This is a genomic window from Acinetobacter sp. ANC 5414, from assembly GCF_013004295.1.
Classification (GTDB): Bacteria; Pseudomonadota; Gammaproteobacteria; order Pseudomonadales; family Moraxellaceae; genus Acinetobacter.
In genome coordinates, this window is record NZ_JABERM010000009.1 from 129,021 (window position 1) to 145,952 (window position 16,932).

At 40.6% G+C, this 16,932-nt stretch carries 14 protein-coding genes; 5 read left to right on the forward strand and 9 right to left on the reverse strand.

Annotated elements, in window-relative coordinates; genetic code table 11:
• Positions 1-70 precede the first annotated feature (70 nt).
• Both HLH18_RS05580 and HLH18_RS05585 read left to right on the forward strand, forming a co-directional pair.
• Positions 71-406, forward strand: coding sequence for a type II toxin-antitoxin system RelB/DinJ family antitoxin (locus HLH18_RS05580; RefSeq protein WP_171546081.1), 336 nt, complete (start codon positions 71-73; stop codon positions 404-406).
• A gap of 90 nt (positions 407-496) precedes the next feature.
• Complete coding sequence (locus HLH18_RS05585) at positions 497-940, forward strand: GNAT family N-acetyltransferase (protein WP_131288078.1); 444 nt, start codon at positions 497-499, stop codon at positions 938-940.
• On the opposite strand, the gene HLH18_RS05590 is transcribed toward HLH18_RS05585, so the two are convergent.
• Entirely contained in the window at positions 933-1,643 is a 711-nt protein-coding gene (locus HLH18_RS05590; protein ID WP_171546082.1) for a pseudouridine synthase, read from the reverse strand. The genes HLH18_RS05585 and HLH18_RS05590 overlap by 8 nt on opposite strands.
• 140 nt (positions 1,644-1,783) lie before the next feature.
• On the opposite strand from HLH18_RS05590, the gene HLH18_RS05595 reads away from it, so the two are divergent.
• A complete protein-coding gene (locus tag HLH18_RS05595) occupies positions 1,784-2,236 on the forward strand; it encodes a DUF441 domain-containing protein (RefSeq protein WP_171546083.1) in 453 nt (150 codons plus the stop codon).
• Between the two features lie 53 nt (positions 2,237-2,289).
• Here the strand turns inward: HLH18_RS05595 and HLH18_RS05600 are convergent, their stop codons facing one another.
• Together HLH18_RS05600 and HLH18_RS05605 are read right to left on the reverse strand one after the other, a co-directional pair.
• Entirely contained in the window at positions 2,290-3,465 is a 1,176-nt protein-coding gene (locus HLH18_RS05600) for an MFS transporter (RefSeq protein WP_171546084.1), read from the reverse strand.
• A gap of 167 nt (positions 3,466-3,632) precedes the next feature.
• Positions 3,633-4,553 (reverse strand): LysR family transcriptional regulator, encoded by a 921-nt coding sequence (locus HLH18_RS05605; protein ID WP_171546085.1) that lies wholly within the window; start codon positions 4,551-4,553, stop codon positions 3,633-3,635.
• Positions 4,554-4,787: 234 nt separating this feature from the next.
• On the opposite strand from HLH18_RS05605, the gene HLH18_RS15965 reads away from it, so the two are divergent.
• Positions 4,788-4,985 carry a hypothetical protein gene (locus HLH18_RS15965; protein WP_131288087.1) on the forward strand — a complete coding sequence of 66 codons (198 nt, stop codon included), beginning with the start codon at positions 4,788-4,790 and terminating at the stop codon, positions 4,983-4,985.
• A 16-nt stretch (positions 4,986-5,001) separates the two neighbouring features.
• On the opposite strand, the gene HLH18_RS05615 is transcribed toward HLH18_RS15965, so the two are convergent.
• A complete protein-coding gene (locus HLH18_RS05615; protein ID WP_131288090.1) occupies positions 5,002-5,364 on the reverse strand; it encodes a hypothetical protein in 363 nt (120 codons plus the stop codon).
• Positions 5,365-5,815: 451 nt separating this feature from the next.
• On the opposite strand from HLH18_RS05615, the gene HLH18_RS05620 reads away from it, so the two are divergent.
• Positions 5,816-6,811 (forward strand): 3-carboxyethylcatechol 2,3-dioxygenase, encoded by a 996-nt coding sequence (locus HLH18_RS05620; RefSeq protein WP_171546086.1) that lies wholly within the window; start codon positions 5,816-5,818, stop codon positions 6,809-6,811.
• A 44-nt stretch (positions 6,812-6,855) separates the two neighbouring features.
• Here the strand turns inward: HLH18_RS05620 and HLH18_RS05625 are convergent, their stop codons facing one another.
• From HLH18_RS05625 to hrpA, 5 genes are all read right to left on the reverse strand, one after another.
• Positions 6,856-8,571, reverse strand: coding sequence for a DEAD/DEAH box helicase (locus HLH18_RS05625; RefSeq protein ID WP_171546087.1), 1,716 nt, complete (start codon positions 8,569-8,571; stop codon positions 6,856-6,858).
• Between the two features lie 88 nt (positions 8,572-8,659).
• Positions 8,660-10,666: a hypothetical protein gene (locus HLH18_RS05630; protein ID WP_171546088.1), complete on the reverse strand. Its 2,007-nt coding sequence runs from the start codon at positions 10,664-10,666 to the stop codon at positions 8,660-8,662.
• A 166-nt stretch (positions 10,667-10,832) separates the two neighbouring features.
• On the reverse strand, positions 10,833-11,591 hold the full coding sequence (locus HLH18_RS05635; RefSeq protein WP_171546089.1) for a lysophospholipid acyltransferase family protein: 759 nt from the start codon (positions 11,589-11,591) through the stop codon (positions 10,833-10,835).
• Positions 11,592-11,602: 11 nt separating this feature from the next.
• A complete protein-coding gene (locus tag HLH18_RS05640) occupies positions 11,603-12,712 on the reverse strand; it encodes a beta-ketoacyl-ACP synthase III (RefSeq protein WP_171546090.1) in 1,110 nt (369 codons plus the stop codon).
• A gap of 28 nt (positions 12,713-12,740) precedes the next feature.
• Entirely contained in the window at positions 12,741-16,637 is a 3,897-nt protein-coding gene (gene hrpA, locus HLH18_RS05645) for an ATP-dependent RNA helicase HrpA (RefSeq protein ID WP_214647282.1), read from the reverse strand.
• Positions 16,638-16,932 lie beyond the last annotated feature (295 nt).

A 16,932-nucleotide genomic window follows, 5' to 3' on the forward strand; every position in this document is an offset into this window, starting at 1 on the left:
ATTGAAATTACATTAGATTTGATTAAAATAAATGCTGAAAAGTTAAGTAATTAGATGTATTCAAAAAATCATGAGAAAAACAGAAGTTTATCAAATAAGACTTGACTCCCAAGAAAAAAAGCATGCTTTTGCGGTGTTTAAACAATTGGGGATTACGCCAGCACAAGCGGTTCGACTTTTTTTTAAACAAGTCGTTCTAACCAAATCAATCCCTTTTTCAATTGAAAATCAAAGTATTAACCTTGAACAACTGCATAAAATCCGTAAATTAAAGCAACAACAAAGCACTTTAAATGATGATGCAGAACAAGTTGTTGATGCTGACGAAGAATTTATTTTAGATGATGAGCATTTAGATTTGTTTGAAGAGCTGAATGCTATTTTGGGTGAAAGTGACAAAACTTAACAGTGTTGCATTTACAAACAAATTTTAAAAAACTGAATATAAAAAATTAGTTATGCTTCATGCGAAGATAAAAAAAGCATGGAGTATGGAATGATCGTAAGACGCGCAACTCTAGAAGATTTACATCCACTTGCAGTTTTATTCGATGAATATCGCCAATTTTATGGTGCTTCTTCCAACATAAATTTATCTTATCAATTCTTAAAAAAACGCTTTGAAAATCAGGAAAGTGTGATTTTTATTCATATCAAAGACGATGTCTTTACCGGTTTTATTTTACTTTATTTAGGTTTTTCTTCTGTAGCTTGCTCTATCTATTATATTTTAGATGATGTTTATGTCACCCCAACGTTTCGACGTCAGGGTTCAGCAAAGCAACTGATTGATACGGCCATTTTATTTGCACGCCATGAAAATGCACTACGCATCAGCCTGGAAACTCAAAAAAGCAATTACCAGTCACATAAACTCTATGAACAAATGGGTTTTGTGAAAGATGATGAATTTAAAATCTATCATTGTTTCCTTAAATAACCATGCGTGTCTTGGCAAGCTCTACTTGTTGTTCCGTTAAATAAATCCACTCCCCTTGCTCTAATTCAGGAAGTGCTAAAGCACCAATTTGCTGACGGTGTAATCGTTCAACTTTATTCCCCACTGCAGCCAACATCCGTTTCACCTGATGATAAACACCTTGATGAATGGTCAGCTGTAATTCATGTTCTGCAAGTTGAATCACATCTGTCGCTGCAAAAACACCGGATTCATTGCGTAATTCTACGCCCTGTTGCAATTGCTGAATCTGTTGCCCTGTCACAGCATCGGCGGTCTGCATTCGATAGACTTTAGCCACGTGTTTTTTTGGATGGGTTAATGCCTGCAGAAACTGACCATCATCTGTAAGCAATAAAAGCCCACTGGTGTCCTGATCTAAACGTCCTACACATTGCAAACCACGGTTCATCAACACATCATCAAAAAGGTCAAACACACTAAAATGATGGGTCGCTTGATGGGAACATTCATAATCTTGAGGCTTATTTAAAGCAATATAGACCTTTTCACGATAATCAAAACTTTCACCATACACGGAAAAACTTAAATTATTTAAATCCAGTTTATGTTTTGCATTGGTGATGACTTCACCTTGGATGGCAATCGCTCCATTTTTAATGAGCTGCTGGCAATGTTTACGCGAACCGAAACCCTGCGATTGCAACATCTTTTCCAAAAACATAAACCTCACCCTATAACTATCATGAAAGGCGCATTCTATACTGAAATGCAGGCTAATTTTATTGTTCACCCCCTTTAAAGTAAATCCATACTCAAAAACCGATACAATAGGTGCTATTTTTCCCACTCTCCCTTAAAGTAATGTCCAATTTAGATTTAAATCTGATCGTTCTGCTGGTGTTATTGGCTTGCGGTATCTTTAGTCATAATAGTGCAGTCACGATTGCCGCTGGTGTTTTAATTGTCTTTCGAATTACCCCGCTGAGTGAATTTTTCCCTTACTTGCAGCAACACGGTTTAAATATTGGCATCATTATTTTAACCATTGGTGTTTTAACCCCGATTGCCAGTGGAAAAATTCCGGGAGATGCGATTTTAAAATCCTTTATGAGCTGGAAATCCTTACTGGCCATTGCGATTGGGGTTTTAGTCGCCTGGCTGGGTGGACGTGGGGTTAAGCTGATGAGCAATCAACCGGATGTAGTTGCAGGCTTACTCATCGGGACAGTTGCAGGTGTTGCGATATTGCGCGGTGTCCCTGTGGGTTCTTTGATCGCCGCCGGAATATTGACTTTGTTTATCGGTCATTCTTGAATTTTTAATCTTAAGCCTGACCACTGGCACTTGGCAGGCTTATTCTGCCCAATTTATGCAGCTTTTCGAAATAAGATTCTGGATAAAAGCATGCCAATCAGAGACAGGGTTGCCATTAAAATTCCCACCCAAAACCATCCTCCTGTAGCCAGTACAATTGAGGCAATCAAAGGTGGCAACAGGAATTGCGAGGTGGCTGAAAATTGCAACACCAGCCCAATCGTGGTGGTAATGGCAATCGGCTTTACGGAAAAATTTAACACTTGAGAAAACACGACCGCTGCTACTAAACCGCCAAATAATGAAAAGCTCAAAACCAATATAAATTGCAGAATAAAGGGCAAGAATTCGCGTAACAGATAAAAACTCAGGGCACAGACCATTAAGGTGGTAAAACCGGTTTGGACTAAAGTTTGAGGCCGAAAACCACGCTGTAACAGTAAGCCACAAGCAAAGGTACCAATGGCATTGGCAATCGCCACAATAGCCGTTAAGGCCCCTGCCATCGCTAAAGAAATTTGATATTGCTGATAAATGCTGGGTAAAAAACCGACCAGACTAAACCATTGTCCGGCGTATGTACCAAAAATAATTGCCAAAATCCAGGCTGGAGGATATTTTAAAGTCAGTTTAATTAAATCAAAAACTGCAACCGACTGCGTATGGGTTTGCGCTGCGGGAATAATCGTGTAAATCACACATGCCAAGGCAAGTGATAATAACCCGAAGCAAATCCAAACCCCTTGCCAACCTATGCTATTGAGCAGGAATGGGGTACACAGCAAGCCTATTCCCATTCCACCCCCCATATAGGCACTCCATAGCCCCATCTTGGCTTGCAACTGCTCGACCGGAACTAGTTGGCGGATAAAAGCAGGACCACTTAAGGTAATCAGTAAAAATCCAAAACCTTCTACCACACGCAGTGCCAGCAACCCTGAGAACGTTTGGACAAAACCGCCAATAAAACTGGCGCTTGCGAGTAAACTTAATCCGAATAATACACAGCGTTTTAAGCCAATTTTAGCGGTATAACTGCCCAGTAGTAATGCCATACACATACCGGCAACTTGCACCAAGGACAATAAAAAACCGGCTTGCACCAAACTGATGCCTAACTCGGCTTGCAGGACAGGAACCGCAGGTGGTAACTTCCCGACATGCATGGCAGCGACAAATCCTGCTGCAATAATCCATAAATCTTTGCTAAGCCAATGCGCGGAACTCACAACCTTCTCCTTTAGCGATTCCAGCGCTAGACTAGCAAGAATAAAAACGGTAATTTATCGCTGATTTAGATAAGCTAAGAGCTGAGAACAATCAGTCTGTATTGACTCAGGCCATAAGAAAATTCCGTCTAAAGCTGTGAACTTGTGCAAAATCCAGCGTATCCTTTTTAAGCAGAATAATATTGATTACGCTTTTGCGAGAATTTAGCTAATTGCTTTAAAAAGCCTTCAAAATAACTTTTCTCTTTCTCTTCGGTTCGATAGCCCGCATACAGAGTACGGCGCAAGCCTGTAGAAGAGACACAATCTAAACGGCGTGAAGTCACCCAGCCTTTTTGCTCATATTCATTCACCACCCAATCTGGAAGTGCCGCAATACCTCGACCACTCGCCACCAACTGAATCAGCATCTGAGTTAAATCTGTGGTGCGTATGTGCTTCGGTTGGATATTTGCAGGAATAAACAGTTTCGCCATGATATCTAAACGGTGCTTATCGACCGGATAAGTAATCAGGGTTTCATCTGCCAACTCTTGAACGGTAATACGTTCGGCACGTACCAATGGATGGGTATTCGATAAAACCAGACGTGATTCATATTCAAAAATCGGGAAATATTCGATGCCTTTTAAAGCAATCGGATCTGCAGTAATCAACAGATCAAATTCTGCATTTTGCAAAAGTTCATGTGGATTGGATTCAAAACCTGAAGCAAAGTCCAGATCCACATCTGGATATAAATGACGATATTGATTGAGCAAAGGCATCAACCAGTCAAAACAACTATGACATTCTGAGGAGAAAATAATACGCCCGGTTTGACCATGTACAATGCGGGTAATATCGGTTTGGGTAATCTGAATTTGTGGCAATACATCATCAGCCAATTTGAGTAAACGCTGTCCAACATTAGAAAAAGTGACCGGGCGACTACGGCGATTTACCACCTCTACCCCATACCAATGATCCAGTTCTTTCAGTTGATGAGAAATTGCTGAGGGCGTTAAACACAAATCATTGGCAGCAGCCACCAATGAACCATGCTCACGCAAGGCAGTTAAGGTTTTTAAATGACGAATTTCTAACATGTAAAGGAGGATCCGAAAAATGAAACTTTGTCCGAGTGCAAGACATGCAGCAAAGCTACATGTGAGAGAATCTCATAAAAAATAATTCTACTTAAAGACAAACACGCAGATAAATTTTCAAAAGAAAAATAATGAATTAAATTCAATATACCATAAAATTAATTAGTTTATTTCATGTTTAATTTTATTCGATGATGTTTTCAACAAAAAGAATCTCCTTGCAGGAAAAACATCATGACGATTACTTCTCACATTCTTGGCTATCCACGTGTTGGGGCAAAGCGTGAACTTAAATTTGCTTGCGAGTCATATCGGAAAGGTGAATCTACCCAAGTCGAATTTTTGACTAAAGCCCAAACAGTTACAGTTGAAGCAAACAACTGGCAAGCACAGATTAAAGATAGCCCATTTTTAGGGGTTATTTTTATATGAGATAAAAAATCACCTATTATGAAAAGTGATAATATTGCCCGGTACCAAAGTCATAAAAACTTAGGCTAGAACCTGAAATCGTAATCTCGAAATAACTCGAATTTCCATAATGATAACCTTCGTATTTTTTTACACCTTTCTTCTTTAAACTGATAAATTCACTATGACCATAATCATATAAATTGAACTCTCGACCGGTATGTCGCCCCTCAAACATGACTGATCGCTGATAATCATAAAGTTTGGCTTCATGTTGATTTACATCGCCGCTTATTTGAGGATATGTGCTTTCGTTATAATCATAAATATTAGATTTAGTGTTTCCAAATTCCAGTTTGGCTACCACTAAAGCGAGTGCCGCTCTCTGATACTGTTTCATAAATTTTCCCTTTTATTTTTTTAATTGTTTTGAGTGATAGAAAAGTCATCCTATTTTCTATTTTAAAACTTATTCAAATTGTTGTTATTCAAAAACAACATAACAAATTATTTTTTCAACTTAAAGTATTACTTTTATAATGCCTCAAATTTAACTTTAAATAATCTTTCCCACAATCCCCAACTGAGAAATCTAGACCTCTTTAGAACTTTGGTCTTAGCCTTGCAGGAATTAAAACCAAACTGACTAAGATCTTTCCAAAACCATCTATCTAAAACCCATCAAAAATAAAATAAACAAATATATTTCAATCCGCTAAAAATAATAAACCTAACGACATCTGGTTAATATGAATGTTTTTACTATGGCTTGATCAAAGATAAATATTGTATTTACCTGTCACTTTATATTTAAGCTCAAATCATTAATAAATGCAGATTTGAGAGAAAAAATGCCCATAAAACTCATATGTGTCTCGCACACGCCGTTACTGGATTTTGCATCTCCTCCTGCAGAGATTGAAGCAGCTGCACGCGCAACATTTAAAAAACTGGCGGAACAGGTTAAAGCCTATGATCCCACGCTGATTGTGGTCTTTGGTCCAGACCATTTTAATGGCTTCTTTTATGACCTGATGCCGAGTTTCTGTGTCGGTGTGCGTGCAACTGCTGCGGGTGACTGGAACTACGGACCTGCACCATTGGACGTTCCAGAAGATAAAGCCCTCGGTTTAATTGAACACTGTTTAGATCACGATATTGATATTTCCTATTCATATCGCATGCAAGCCGATCATGGTTTTACCCAACCACTCGATTTACTTTGCGAAGGTCAGCTTAATCGTTATCCGGTGATTCCGGTGTTTATTAATGGCGCTGCTGCCCCTATGCCCCGTACCAAACGTGTGATTGAACTGGGTAAAGTGATTGGTGAATATCTTAAAACCCTAGATGAACGCGTTTTAATTATTGGATCGGGTGGTTTATCGCATGATCCACCGACACCGCAAATTAGCACAGCAGCACCCGAAGTTCAGGAATTCTTAATTGCTGGCCGTAACCCGACAGCAGAAGCACGTGAGAACCGTCAATCTAAAGTCATTGCAGTGGGACAACGTCTTGCTAATGGTGATTTAACTGCAGCGCTACCATTGAACCCGGAATGGGATAAAGACTTATTACAGCGCTTTAAAAATGCGGATTTTGATTATTTAGCCAATATGAGCAATGATGAAATTCGTCGTGATGGCGGACGTGGCGGTCAGGAAATTCTTGTCTGGATTGCGGCTTTCGCAGCACTTTCTGCAAGTGGCGAATATGATTCAGAAGTACACTATTATGAACCGATTCAGGAATGGATTGCCGGCATGGGTATGATGACTGCGGAACCCAAATCAGTAACATTTAATAAGTCATCAACATTCATACAACAGCAAAAAATCAAATAAAAAGGACATCGAATGATGTCCTTTTTTGATCGAAGTATTGAGGCTTATTCAACAAAAAGTAAAGCCAAACGCACCTGATCATAACCCATACGAGGTGTAGTCGCTTCCACAATTGGACGCAGCTTAATTACACCATCTTCACTAAAGTTTTCAGGACTTTGACGCTTCATTAAACGCTTATAGATCTTCCGTACCTGTTCAACAACTTCTTCACCCGGATGTGCTACAGAAATATCCAGACCCTGCTCTTTATGCAATTTCGCCAAATGATTGATAATCGTTGCAGGGGTTAAACCACGTTCAACCGCAATATCCTGAATTTCATAGCCTTCGACAAAAAGCTCACGCGTTTCATCCAGGGTTGCAGTGGCATAATTGGTTTTGCCGCCACTTTTCGCTATTTTCTTTTCATTACGCTGAATTTCAGTTTCATTTAGTGTACCGCCACAATGACGAATAAAGGCTTTATGTTGCGGCGCTAAATCAATCGACTCAAAGTGATTTTCTGCTTCATCGGACAATTCCTGAAAACGTCGATCGGCTTTAATCGCCAGACTATCCAGTTCCAAAGCCTGCTCATTAATCCCAAGCAGCTTTAAGCCATTTAAGGCTTTTAGCCGTGATATTGCCACATAGCCCTGACCTTTCTCAAAAGTGTGGGCCAGATTGATTTCAGCCGCTTCCAAGGTCATGCCTTGGGACTTATGAATGGTAATTGCCCAAGCCAGACGAAGTGGAATTTGCTGAAAACTGGCAATGGTTTTACCAGCATCGTTATCGACCGACCATGTTTCAGGCGCCACTACCAGCACTGTGCCATCGGTAAGCTTCACTTTAGGTAAAATGCCATGATCATCGTCTTCTTCAAAACCAATGACTTCACCTAAACTGCCGTTGATGTAGCCCATATCAAAGTTGTTCTTCACAAACATCACTTTGGCATTTTTCTTTAAGGTGAGATTTTCAGGTGCACGCACAGATGACTTTAAAGTTTCAATCAGTTTGTCATTACCATCACATACCGCTTCAAACTGTCGCTCATCCGCTTCAATGGCATTCAGATGCTTAAAGTTGATCGCATCCACATCCATATTATGGGTATACAAACGGGTGAAGGTTTCACCAATATCCTGCTGGCGGGTTTGCTCTAAAGCCTGTAAATGCTCGGCCGTAATACTTTGACTACGAATGGCATTTAAAATGTCATTTAAATAGTCGTTGCCCTGACGATGTTGCTCAGTCAAATAACAAACCCGGAATTTTGCTTCGACCCACGCATCCGACATAAAACAGAATTTATCGCGATTACGTTCGTCATTTTTACCGACTGGCGGTAACTGGAAGAAGTCACCCGCGACAATCACTTGAATACCACCAAAGGCTTCGTCGCTTTCTTTAAAATATTTTAAAACCTGATTCACCAGATTGAGCTGCTTGGCATGCAACATTGAAATTTCATCAATAATCAGCACTTGGGCATTTTCTAAATGCTCTTTTAAGTATTTACGCTCTTTCATGTTTTTCAGGTCAGCATCGGACAAAAAATCCTTGATGCCAATTCCCGCCCAAGTATGAATAGTCATGCCATTCATATGCGTTGCTGCAATACCAGTCGAAGCGGTAATTGCGACTGGGACTTTACGGGCTTTCAAATAATTGATGTACTGATTGAGCGTATAGGTTTTCCCTGCACCAGCCGAACCTGTTAAAAAGACATTTTCGCCCGCTTTTAAAAGCTTGAGTGCAGTTTCTTGTTTCATAAGACCTATAACCGTAAATTAACGGCTATAGCCTACCGATTTTTTCCCTAAAAGTTAAGCACAGAAAAAAGTTTAATGACAGCAACTGTCACTTAACCGCGATTAACTGTAAATTTAACCAGGAGATAAATTGCAGAGCGACATTCACAAAAAGATATTCAGCTTTTTGATTATGCGGATATTCCAACTGCTCATAGACCAACTGCCCATCTCGCAGATGACAGCCTAAAGTCATATGATGTGTACCTGTTAGCGATGCCATATGAAAAGCCACATATTCCCCATCAATAATACGCTGTGCATAGCTGACTGCTAGACAATGATGACATCTTTTGGATTCTTCGATAATTCTCTCTAAATCTGCCAGCTCTTCAAAATTCCAACCTGCAAACTGAATCTTTTTCTCAACCATCAGTGGTTGCCATACAGTTTCAGCATAATTTTTCTTTAACTGCGCAATAATTTCCTGTTTCTGGATTTGATCATGCCAATCAATCGCTTGATGAAACAGCCCCATCCAGGTGGTACTTTTTAGAACCATTTTATTGTGAGTAAAATAATCGACCAAATAATCGCGTACATAGGGATCAAAGAGTGACACTCGGGTATGCCGATCACGTAAATAAAAGATTTGCCTAAATTCATCCAGCGGCATTTTATAACGCTGTAATACCGTATAAAAATCACGGTTCTGATGGGTTTCCGGACGGATATAAAACATGAGCGCTTCAGGTAATGCCTGGGTTATTTTCTGTAGATGCAACATATAAGCCTGCATCACCCGACTTAAACCTAAATAAATTTTCTTAACGATTTGCTCGTTTCCTTTCGCGACATTCCGCATGAGCTCCATCCATTCATCTAAATACAAAATAGAAGGACTAATCGCGATCCTATGATCATCCAGAGCTTGCTGTTGCCCCTTTAACACCACACTATGATTATTCTCATGATCAAACCAGGCTTCCTGCATCGCAAAATAGTGACAACTATGAATAAACATGCGCGCTGAAGAATGCTGAAAATATTGCAAGCTGGCTAAAATGACTTGTGGATGAACCCGACTGGTATCCACAAAACTTAAAGCCGTCACAGCCACTCTGACACTGCTGTGTTGAATGTTGCGACTAAGCCAATCCAGCACTTCACTGGATTGTTTAAACAACCAGTTCACCGCACGTGGATAATCAAATACTGGCAGTTTTGCGACTTTCTTCTGCCAAACCGTAGATGTCGCATGAAGAAAATTATGCTTTGACAATAAATCATCACGTTGCCAAAGTTCGCGTCGCATTAACCGGACAAAGCCTAATAATTGTGTTTTTTCTTGTGCATGACGATACAGCAACTGGATATCATCCTGATGCTCCATTAACTCATTTAAATTAAAACGCTCTTCAAATGACAGCGCCATAATGCGATACATGGCAGCAGGTAAAAACTGCGAGGCGCTAAAACAGAATTCATCCAGACATTCCATCAAGGGTTGCAGGGGTAAAAACTCATCACCACACAACACTTGAATAGAACAAATCTGTTGCAGCATGTGAACAATAGCTTCAGGTAATGCCGTTTTATTCAGTACATAATCCGTCAAAATCTTCGAGTGATAAAGCTCTGCATTCATCATCAGCTGATCAATAATTTCAGCTTCATCTATGCACAGACATTTTAAATACGTACTGACCCGTTCAGCTCCATTGACCCAGACATAAATCTGCTCGAGTAATAGCTGTCGTAATTGTTGGGCTTTTTGACGCAGAAAAAGCGAATGTTGCGGCTTTAAATCACCGGTTAAAAAATACAGATCATGCAGTATAAATTCTTCAACTAATTCTGCTTTTTGCCCCAAATAATGAAAATCACACAGCAAGATACTTTTCAGATCCGAGTCTGGTGCATGAAATTCGAGTTGAAATAAACCATTGGCTATTTGTACAACATGCCGCTCTTGATCAATACGAAACATATTTTGCGCATTCAGATCACCGGCAATATTGAGCTGATCTTGAAAAATTTCATTTAGATTTTTAGAAATTCTGAGTAACTGTTTCGCAACCAATTGATACTGCGGTACTAAACGATCCTGTTCCATACTCGCCTCAAATTAAACATCCATCCCAAGATGAATTTAATCATATACTGAAGCTACTGTATGCTGACTTGAAAATTTAATCAAACCTGCCCGGCAAGTTATCCAGGCTTAATCATTTGATCATCCATTATAAAAACTCTAGCAATAAAATATTACCCAAGCCTACTCAAACTTTTTCAATTTCACGTTGTTGTTTTAAATGTTCTAATCCTGCATAAATTTGTTGCTGAATCTGGTCACGGAAATCTTTTAATTGTTCAGCATTTTCAATATGCATTAAATTTTGTCGTGGCATAAACTGAAAATAAAAAGGTACACGTTTCGGGATAATATTTTTAGGCAAGGACGGAATCACGTCACCATGACGGAGTAATTTGTCCAGTTGTGGAAGCTTGAGCAGTTTCTGAAACCATTGACTTTCAATAATCTGATTGGCATCAAAACCGAGTTCAAAAACTTCATCACCACCCAAAGCTGCAAATGGAACGATGTCGTAGTTAAATTCCTGAGCCAGTTTTAAAAACCCGTAACGCTGCTTCCAGATCAGCTGATAAGCCTCGCCTTTTCTTTTTAGGACTTCTCGACCGCCACCCGGAAAGACCAAAATCGAATAACCTTGCTGCATCGCGGCACGGATATATTCTTTCTCGCCATCGACCGCACCGAATTTTTTAAACACAGTCCGCCAAAACGGCAAATAAAAATGGCCATGATCAGCAATACTGACCACAGCCACTTTATGTTGGTTATAGAGGTAATCAATCAGTATTGGTGAGTCGAGCACACCATACAGAGTATGATTACCTACATACATTGCAGGTTTGGATGCATCAATATATTCCGCACCTAAAAAGGTTGGCGTGAAATACAGTTTGGATAACGTACTTAAACGTTTAATCCATTTTGCATCATGCTCAACCTGCAATGCATTGTTCCTTATGCAACAACGTGTTTTTGTACAAGAATCGAACCGACTGAATAACCTGCACCGAATGAGCAAAGTACACCATACTCGCCATCATTCACTTCATGTGCCGTACGGTGTAAAGCAATGATCACACCTGCAGAAGACGTATTGGCAAACTCATCCAAAATAATTGGCACAAGCGCGCGGTCAGCATCTTTACCGACTACATATTTCAAGATCAGGTCATTCATGCTGGCATTGGCTTGATGCAACCAGAAACGTTTTACGTTGCTTGGTGCAATATCGTTTTTCTCAAGTTGCTTGGTAATGATTTTCGCAACCAGTGGACACACTTCTTTAAAGACTTTACGACCGTCTTGGCGGAACAGTTTGTCATCTACAACCGCATCTTCACTGCGGTTCAAGTAACCGAAGTTGTTGCGAATGTTGTTTGAAAACTGAGTAAACAAATGCGTATCTACAATGTCAAAACCAGTTTTAGTGGTCGTATCTTCAATAATTGATGCTGTTGCAACATCACCGAAAATAAAGTGACAGTCACGTGAACGGAAATCGGTATGACCCGAAGTAATTTCGACATTTACCAACAATACACGGCGTGCACCACATTTAATCGCATCAGATGCTTGTTTTAAACCAAAGGTTGCAGCAGAACAGGCAACGTTCATGTCATAGGCATAGCCTTGAATGCCCAAAGCGGTTTGGATTTCAATTGAAACTGCTGGATAAGCACGTTGAATGTTTGAACAAGACAGAATCACAACATCAATATCTGCTGCAGTCACACCGGCATTTTCCATCGCCTGTTTAGCTGCTGTAACGCCCCACTCTGCTTGAATGGAAAGTTCATCATTACTGCGTTCACGTAAACGTGGATAAAGGCGTTTTGGATCTAGGATGCCTGATTTTTCAGCAACATAACGACTTTTAACACCGGATGCTTTTTCAATGAATTCTGCATCTGAACCGCGAAGCGCTTCAATTTCCCCAGCAGCGATTTTATCAGCATTGTCGTGGTTAAACTGTTCCACATAAGCATTTAAACTTGTCACTAATTCTTCATTGCTAATGGCTTCTTCTGGATGATAAAGACCAGTACCGGTAATACGAATGCCCATGTAAAACTCCTGCTAATTTCGCGCTATGCTAACTGATGCCCAATTGATTCCATACTTTTTGCAATCTGGTTGGAGAAACCGGCATTTTGGTTTTCATTGGCTGTGAAAACAAAGAAATGCGAAATTCTTCAATCATGAAGTACAGTTCTTTCAGGCGAGCGTCATTTTTAAACTTAAATACTTTTTCCATCCATGGGTCAACTTGATCAATGGCAGAATTATCCCTTTGCAGGTTATTGGGCAAGCGTTCCAAACGCAACACCAATGCCTTTAAATAACGCGGGAATTCCTGCCAGATGTCCGAAGATTTCACATACACAAAGTCGGAAAGATTCATCAGATCAAGCTGATCTTCAATGTCATCGATATTTTTTCCAAACAGGGAGTCGTCTAAAACCAATAATTTCCGACGAATATCCTGCCATTGGATATAAATATCACCGAGTACAGATAATGCCACTTGCCCATGCGTTAGGAAAGATTTTTTTACATTTAATATCAAGTTTTGAAACTCTTCAGCATTGACAGGAAGCTCATTTATTGTAATCTGCAGTGTGGCATAAACTAACATCTGCTCCAGTTTAGCTTTGTCACCCAGCGGTGAATAAGCCAAAGCCAGCGGTTTTGAAATCTGTTTTTTCAGTTGTCGAACCAGATCACCCAACTGCATATAAACCAGTCGAATCACCCCTTCACGATGCTGTTTTATGGCTTCAGCCTGATCATTAAAGGTTTGAATCACCACACCCGATTCATCTTTGGCATCCAGATCTGCAAATGCTTTGGTCGGCACCAAGGCTTGATATTGCTTAACAATTACCCCTGTCACTTTTTGCGAGGCTTCAAATGTAAAATTGTCAGGGAAAGTTTTAAACTCACCCTTGAGCTGCTTCACCGGACTATGCGTTTCGGTACGGCAACGGGCTTTCAGTTCCGCCAAATCACGGCCTTGTTCAAGCACACGACCTTTCTCATCAATCACTTTAATGAACGGCAACAAATACTGCTCTACACGTTCAAAAGAAAAATCTTTTGCAGTGATTTGTTCACCACGTAACTGGAAAGCCAAGAAAGCAAAGATATGTTCGCGTAAATTGACTGCATCGATTCGGGAAATCAACTTACGTACAGTATCCGGAATCGGAACCAGATTACGACGTTTGTCTTTAGGCAAGGATTTTAATAAGGCTTCAATCAAATCCTGACGCCAGCCGGGTATGCCCCATGACCAGACATTTTCATCGACCTGCGGCAAGGCTTGCACCGGAATTTTAACTGTTGCGCCATCTTCATCATGACTTGGGTCAAAACGGTAACTGGCAGCTAAACGTAATGAACCATTGTGTAGATAGTCTGGGAATTGTTGTGTCGTTGGACGATCATTCATCCATAACGCATCATCATCGACGAATAAATAACGCGGATTTTGCGGCTCAACCGTTGCACGCCAGTCTTCAAATGTTCGACGACTCGCCACTTCTTCAGGAACTTTTGATGCATAGAACTGATAAATGGTTTCTTCATCGACCACCAGATCACGTCGACGCAGCTTATCTTCTACCCGCTCCACTTCTTCAAGCTTGAGCAAGTTGTGCTTTAAGAATGGCGGTGTAATGCCCAAATGACCTGTGGTTAAGGCATCACGCAGGAAAATTTCATGTGCCGCAGGTTGATCAACCTTTTCATAATCCATCAAACGTTTCGGTTCAATAATTAAACCAAACAATGAAATCTGGTCATAACAATTGACGATACCGGCTTTCTTCGACCAATGTGGCTCAAAATAGTGATGTTTCAACAAATCACGCGCTGCAAGCAAAATCCATTCAGGTTCAATTTTAGCTAGCGTACGTAAATACACCTGAGAAGTTTCCACCATCTCAAAGGCCATCACCCACGGCGTATTGGTCTTATGCAAAGTCGAAGCCGGGAAAATCCGTGCTTTTTGCTGGCGTACTGCCATGAATACATTACGTTCATCGGTCTTGTTGGCAATAAACGAAAGCAAACCGGTCAGTAAAGCACGATGCAAGTTTTCATAACTGGCTTTTTTATCATTAAAGGAAAGTTTTAAGCCTTGAGCCAATTCCGTCAACTGCTCATGGGTTTTCTTCCATTCACGCAAACGTAACCAGCTTAAAAAGTGCTGACGTGCAAAATTACGACGTTTATTTTCGTTCATCGACGCACGATTATTTTGCAAGGTTTCCCATAACTTGATGTAGAACAGAAAGTCAGAATCCGCTTCTTTGAATAAAGCATGTTTCTGGTCGGCTTGGGTTTGTTTATCTGCCGGACGTTCACGCGGGTCTTGTACTGCCAGCGCAGCCACAATAATCAATACTTCATTCAGCACACCAAAATGCGCACCACCCAAAATCATGCGAGCCAAACGCGGGTCAATCGGCATCTTCGCCATTTGCTGACCAATTTTGGTTAAGGAACCTTCCCCTTTAGAAAGTCTCCCTTTATCAAAGGGAGATTTAGAGGGATTTTCTTTATCAGCTTCAGCTTTAGGAGAATTTTTCTCATTCATCGCCCCAAGTTCAATCAGCAGCTTGCGACCATCATTCACCAAACGATGATCTGGCGGTTCAATAAAGTCGAAACTTTCCAACTCACCCAGATTCAGACTTTGCATCTGCAAAATCACCGAGGCTAAATTGGTACGCTTGATTTCAGGTTCGGTAAATTCAGGACGACTCTGGAAATCTTCTTCAGAATACAGTCGAATACACACACCCGGTGCAATACGACCACAACGTCCTTTACGCTGATTCGCTGCCGCTTGCGACACTGCTTCAATCGGTAAACGCTGTACCCGTGAACGATAGCTATAACGTGAAATACGCGCAAAACCGCTGTCAATCACATAACGAATGTTCGGCACGGTTAAAGCAGTTTCGGCCACGTTAGTAGCAATGATAATGCGTCGCCCACTGCCGCCCAGATTAAAAATCTTTTGCTGTTCCGCTAAAGCCAAGCGTGCATATAAAGGTAAAATTTCGGTATGCCGTGGACCATGCTTTTGCAGGGTTTCTTGCAGTTCTCGAATTTCTTGTTCTGTACTGGCAAAAATTAGAATGTCGGCATGTTCGGGATGACCTTTTTCCTGCGCATCCTGAAAACACTCATTGACTGCCTGAACCACTGCACGCGGCAGGTTTTCTTCAAAGTCATCAAATTCATCGTCATCACTGCCACCAATGGTCATTTCTGAAATCGGACGATAACGAAGTTCTACCGGGAAACTACGTCCTTCGACTTCAAAAACTGGAGCATCAAAAAAGTAACTGCTAAAGCGGTTTACATCCAAGGTTGCTGAAGTAATGATGACTTTTAAATCACGACGCTTAGGCAAAAGCTGTTTGAGATAGCCCATGATAAAGTCGATATTGAGTGAACGTTCATGCGCTTCATCAATAATAATGGTGTCGTATTTGGTTAAGTAACGGTCATTGGCCAATTCGGCCAGCAAAATACCATCCGTCATTAAACGAACAATGGAGTCTTGTGAACCTTGTTCATTAAAACGGATTTTAAAACCAATCGATTCGCCCAGCTTTTCACCCACTTCTTCGGCAATACGCTGCGATACGCTACGCGCAGCGAGTCGACGGGGTTGGGTATGACCAATCATACCGGTTAGACCACGCCCGGCCAGCATGGCAATTTGCGGTAACTGTGTAGTTTTACCCGAACCGGTTTCCCCTGCCACAATAATCACTTGATGCTGTTGAATCGCTTCAATCAGCTTATCTTTATATTGGGTAACAGGAAGGTCTTGATTGAGTTTGATGTTCGGGACACGGGACAGGCGCTCACGCACTTTGTGATTCGATTTTTCTAATAATTCCTGATACTGTTTTTCGTTCGCATCTTTACCTTTGCGTAGTCGATTTAAACGATGACGGTCACGTGCCATGACCCATTGATCTACATTTAAATGACTTAACACAGATAATTTATCCCAAAACAAAAAATTGAACTGAATATTTTACGCTGTAACGCCGCAGAGAGAAAGACAGGCAAATATTTATTCATGGCGTTTGAGGTAAAGAATATTCAAAAGCATGGAAAATAGATTACCAGTAAAGCTAAATCGGCTGTTTATATTCTTTAATGATGTTCACATACTTCTTGTTATCACCATTATTCAGCCTAAAAATGATTCGAGCTTCAAAAAAAATTTAATTTAAAAAAATTTACCCTTGAATTTT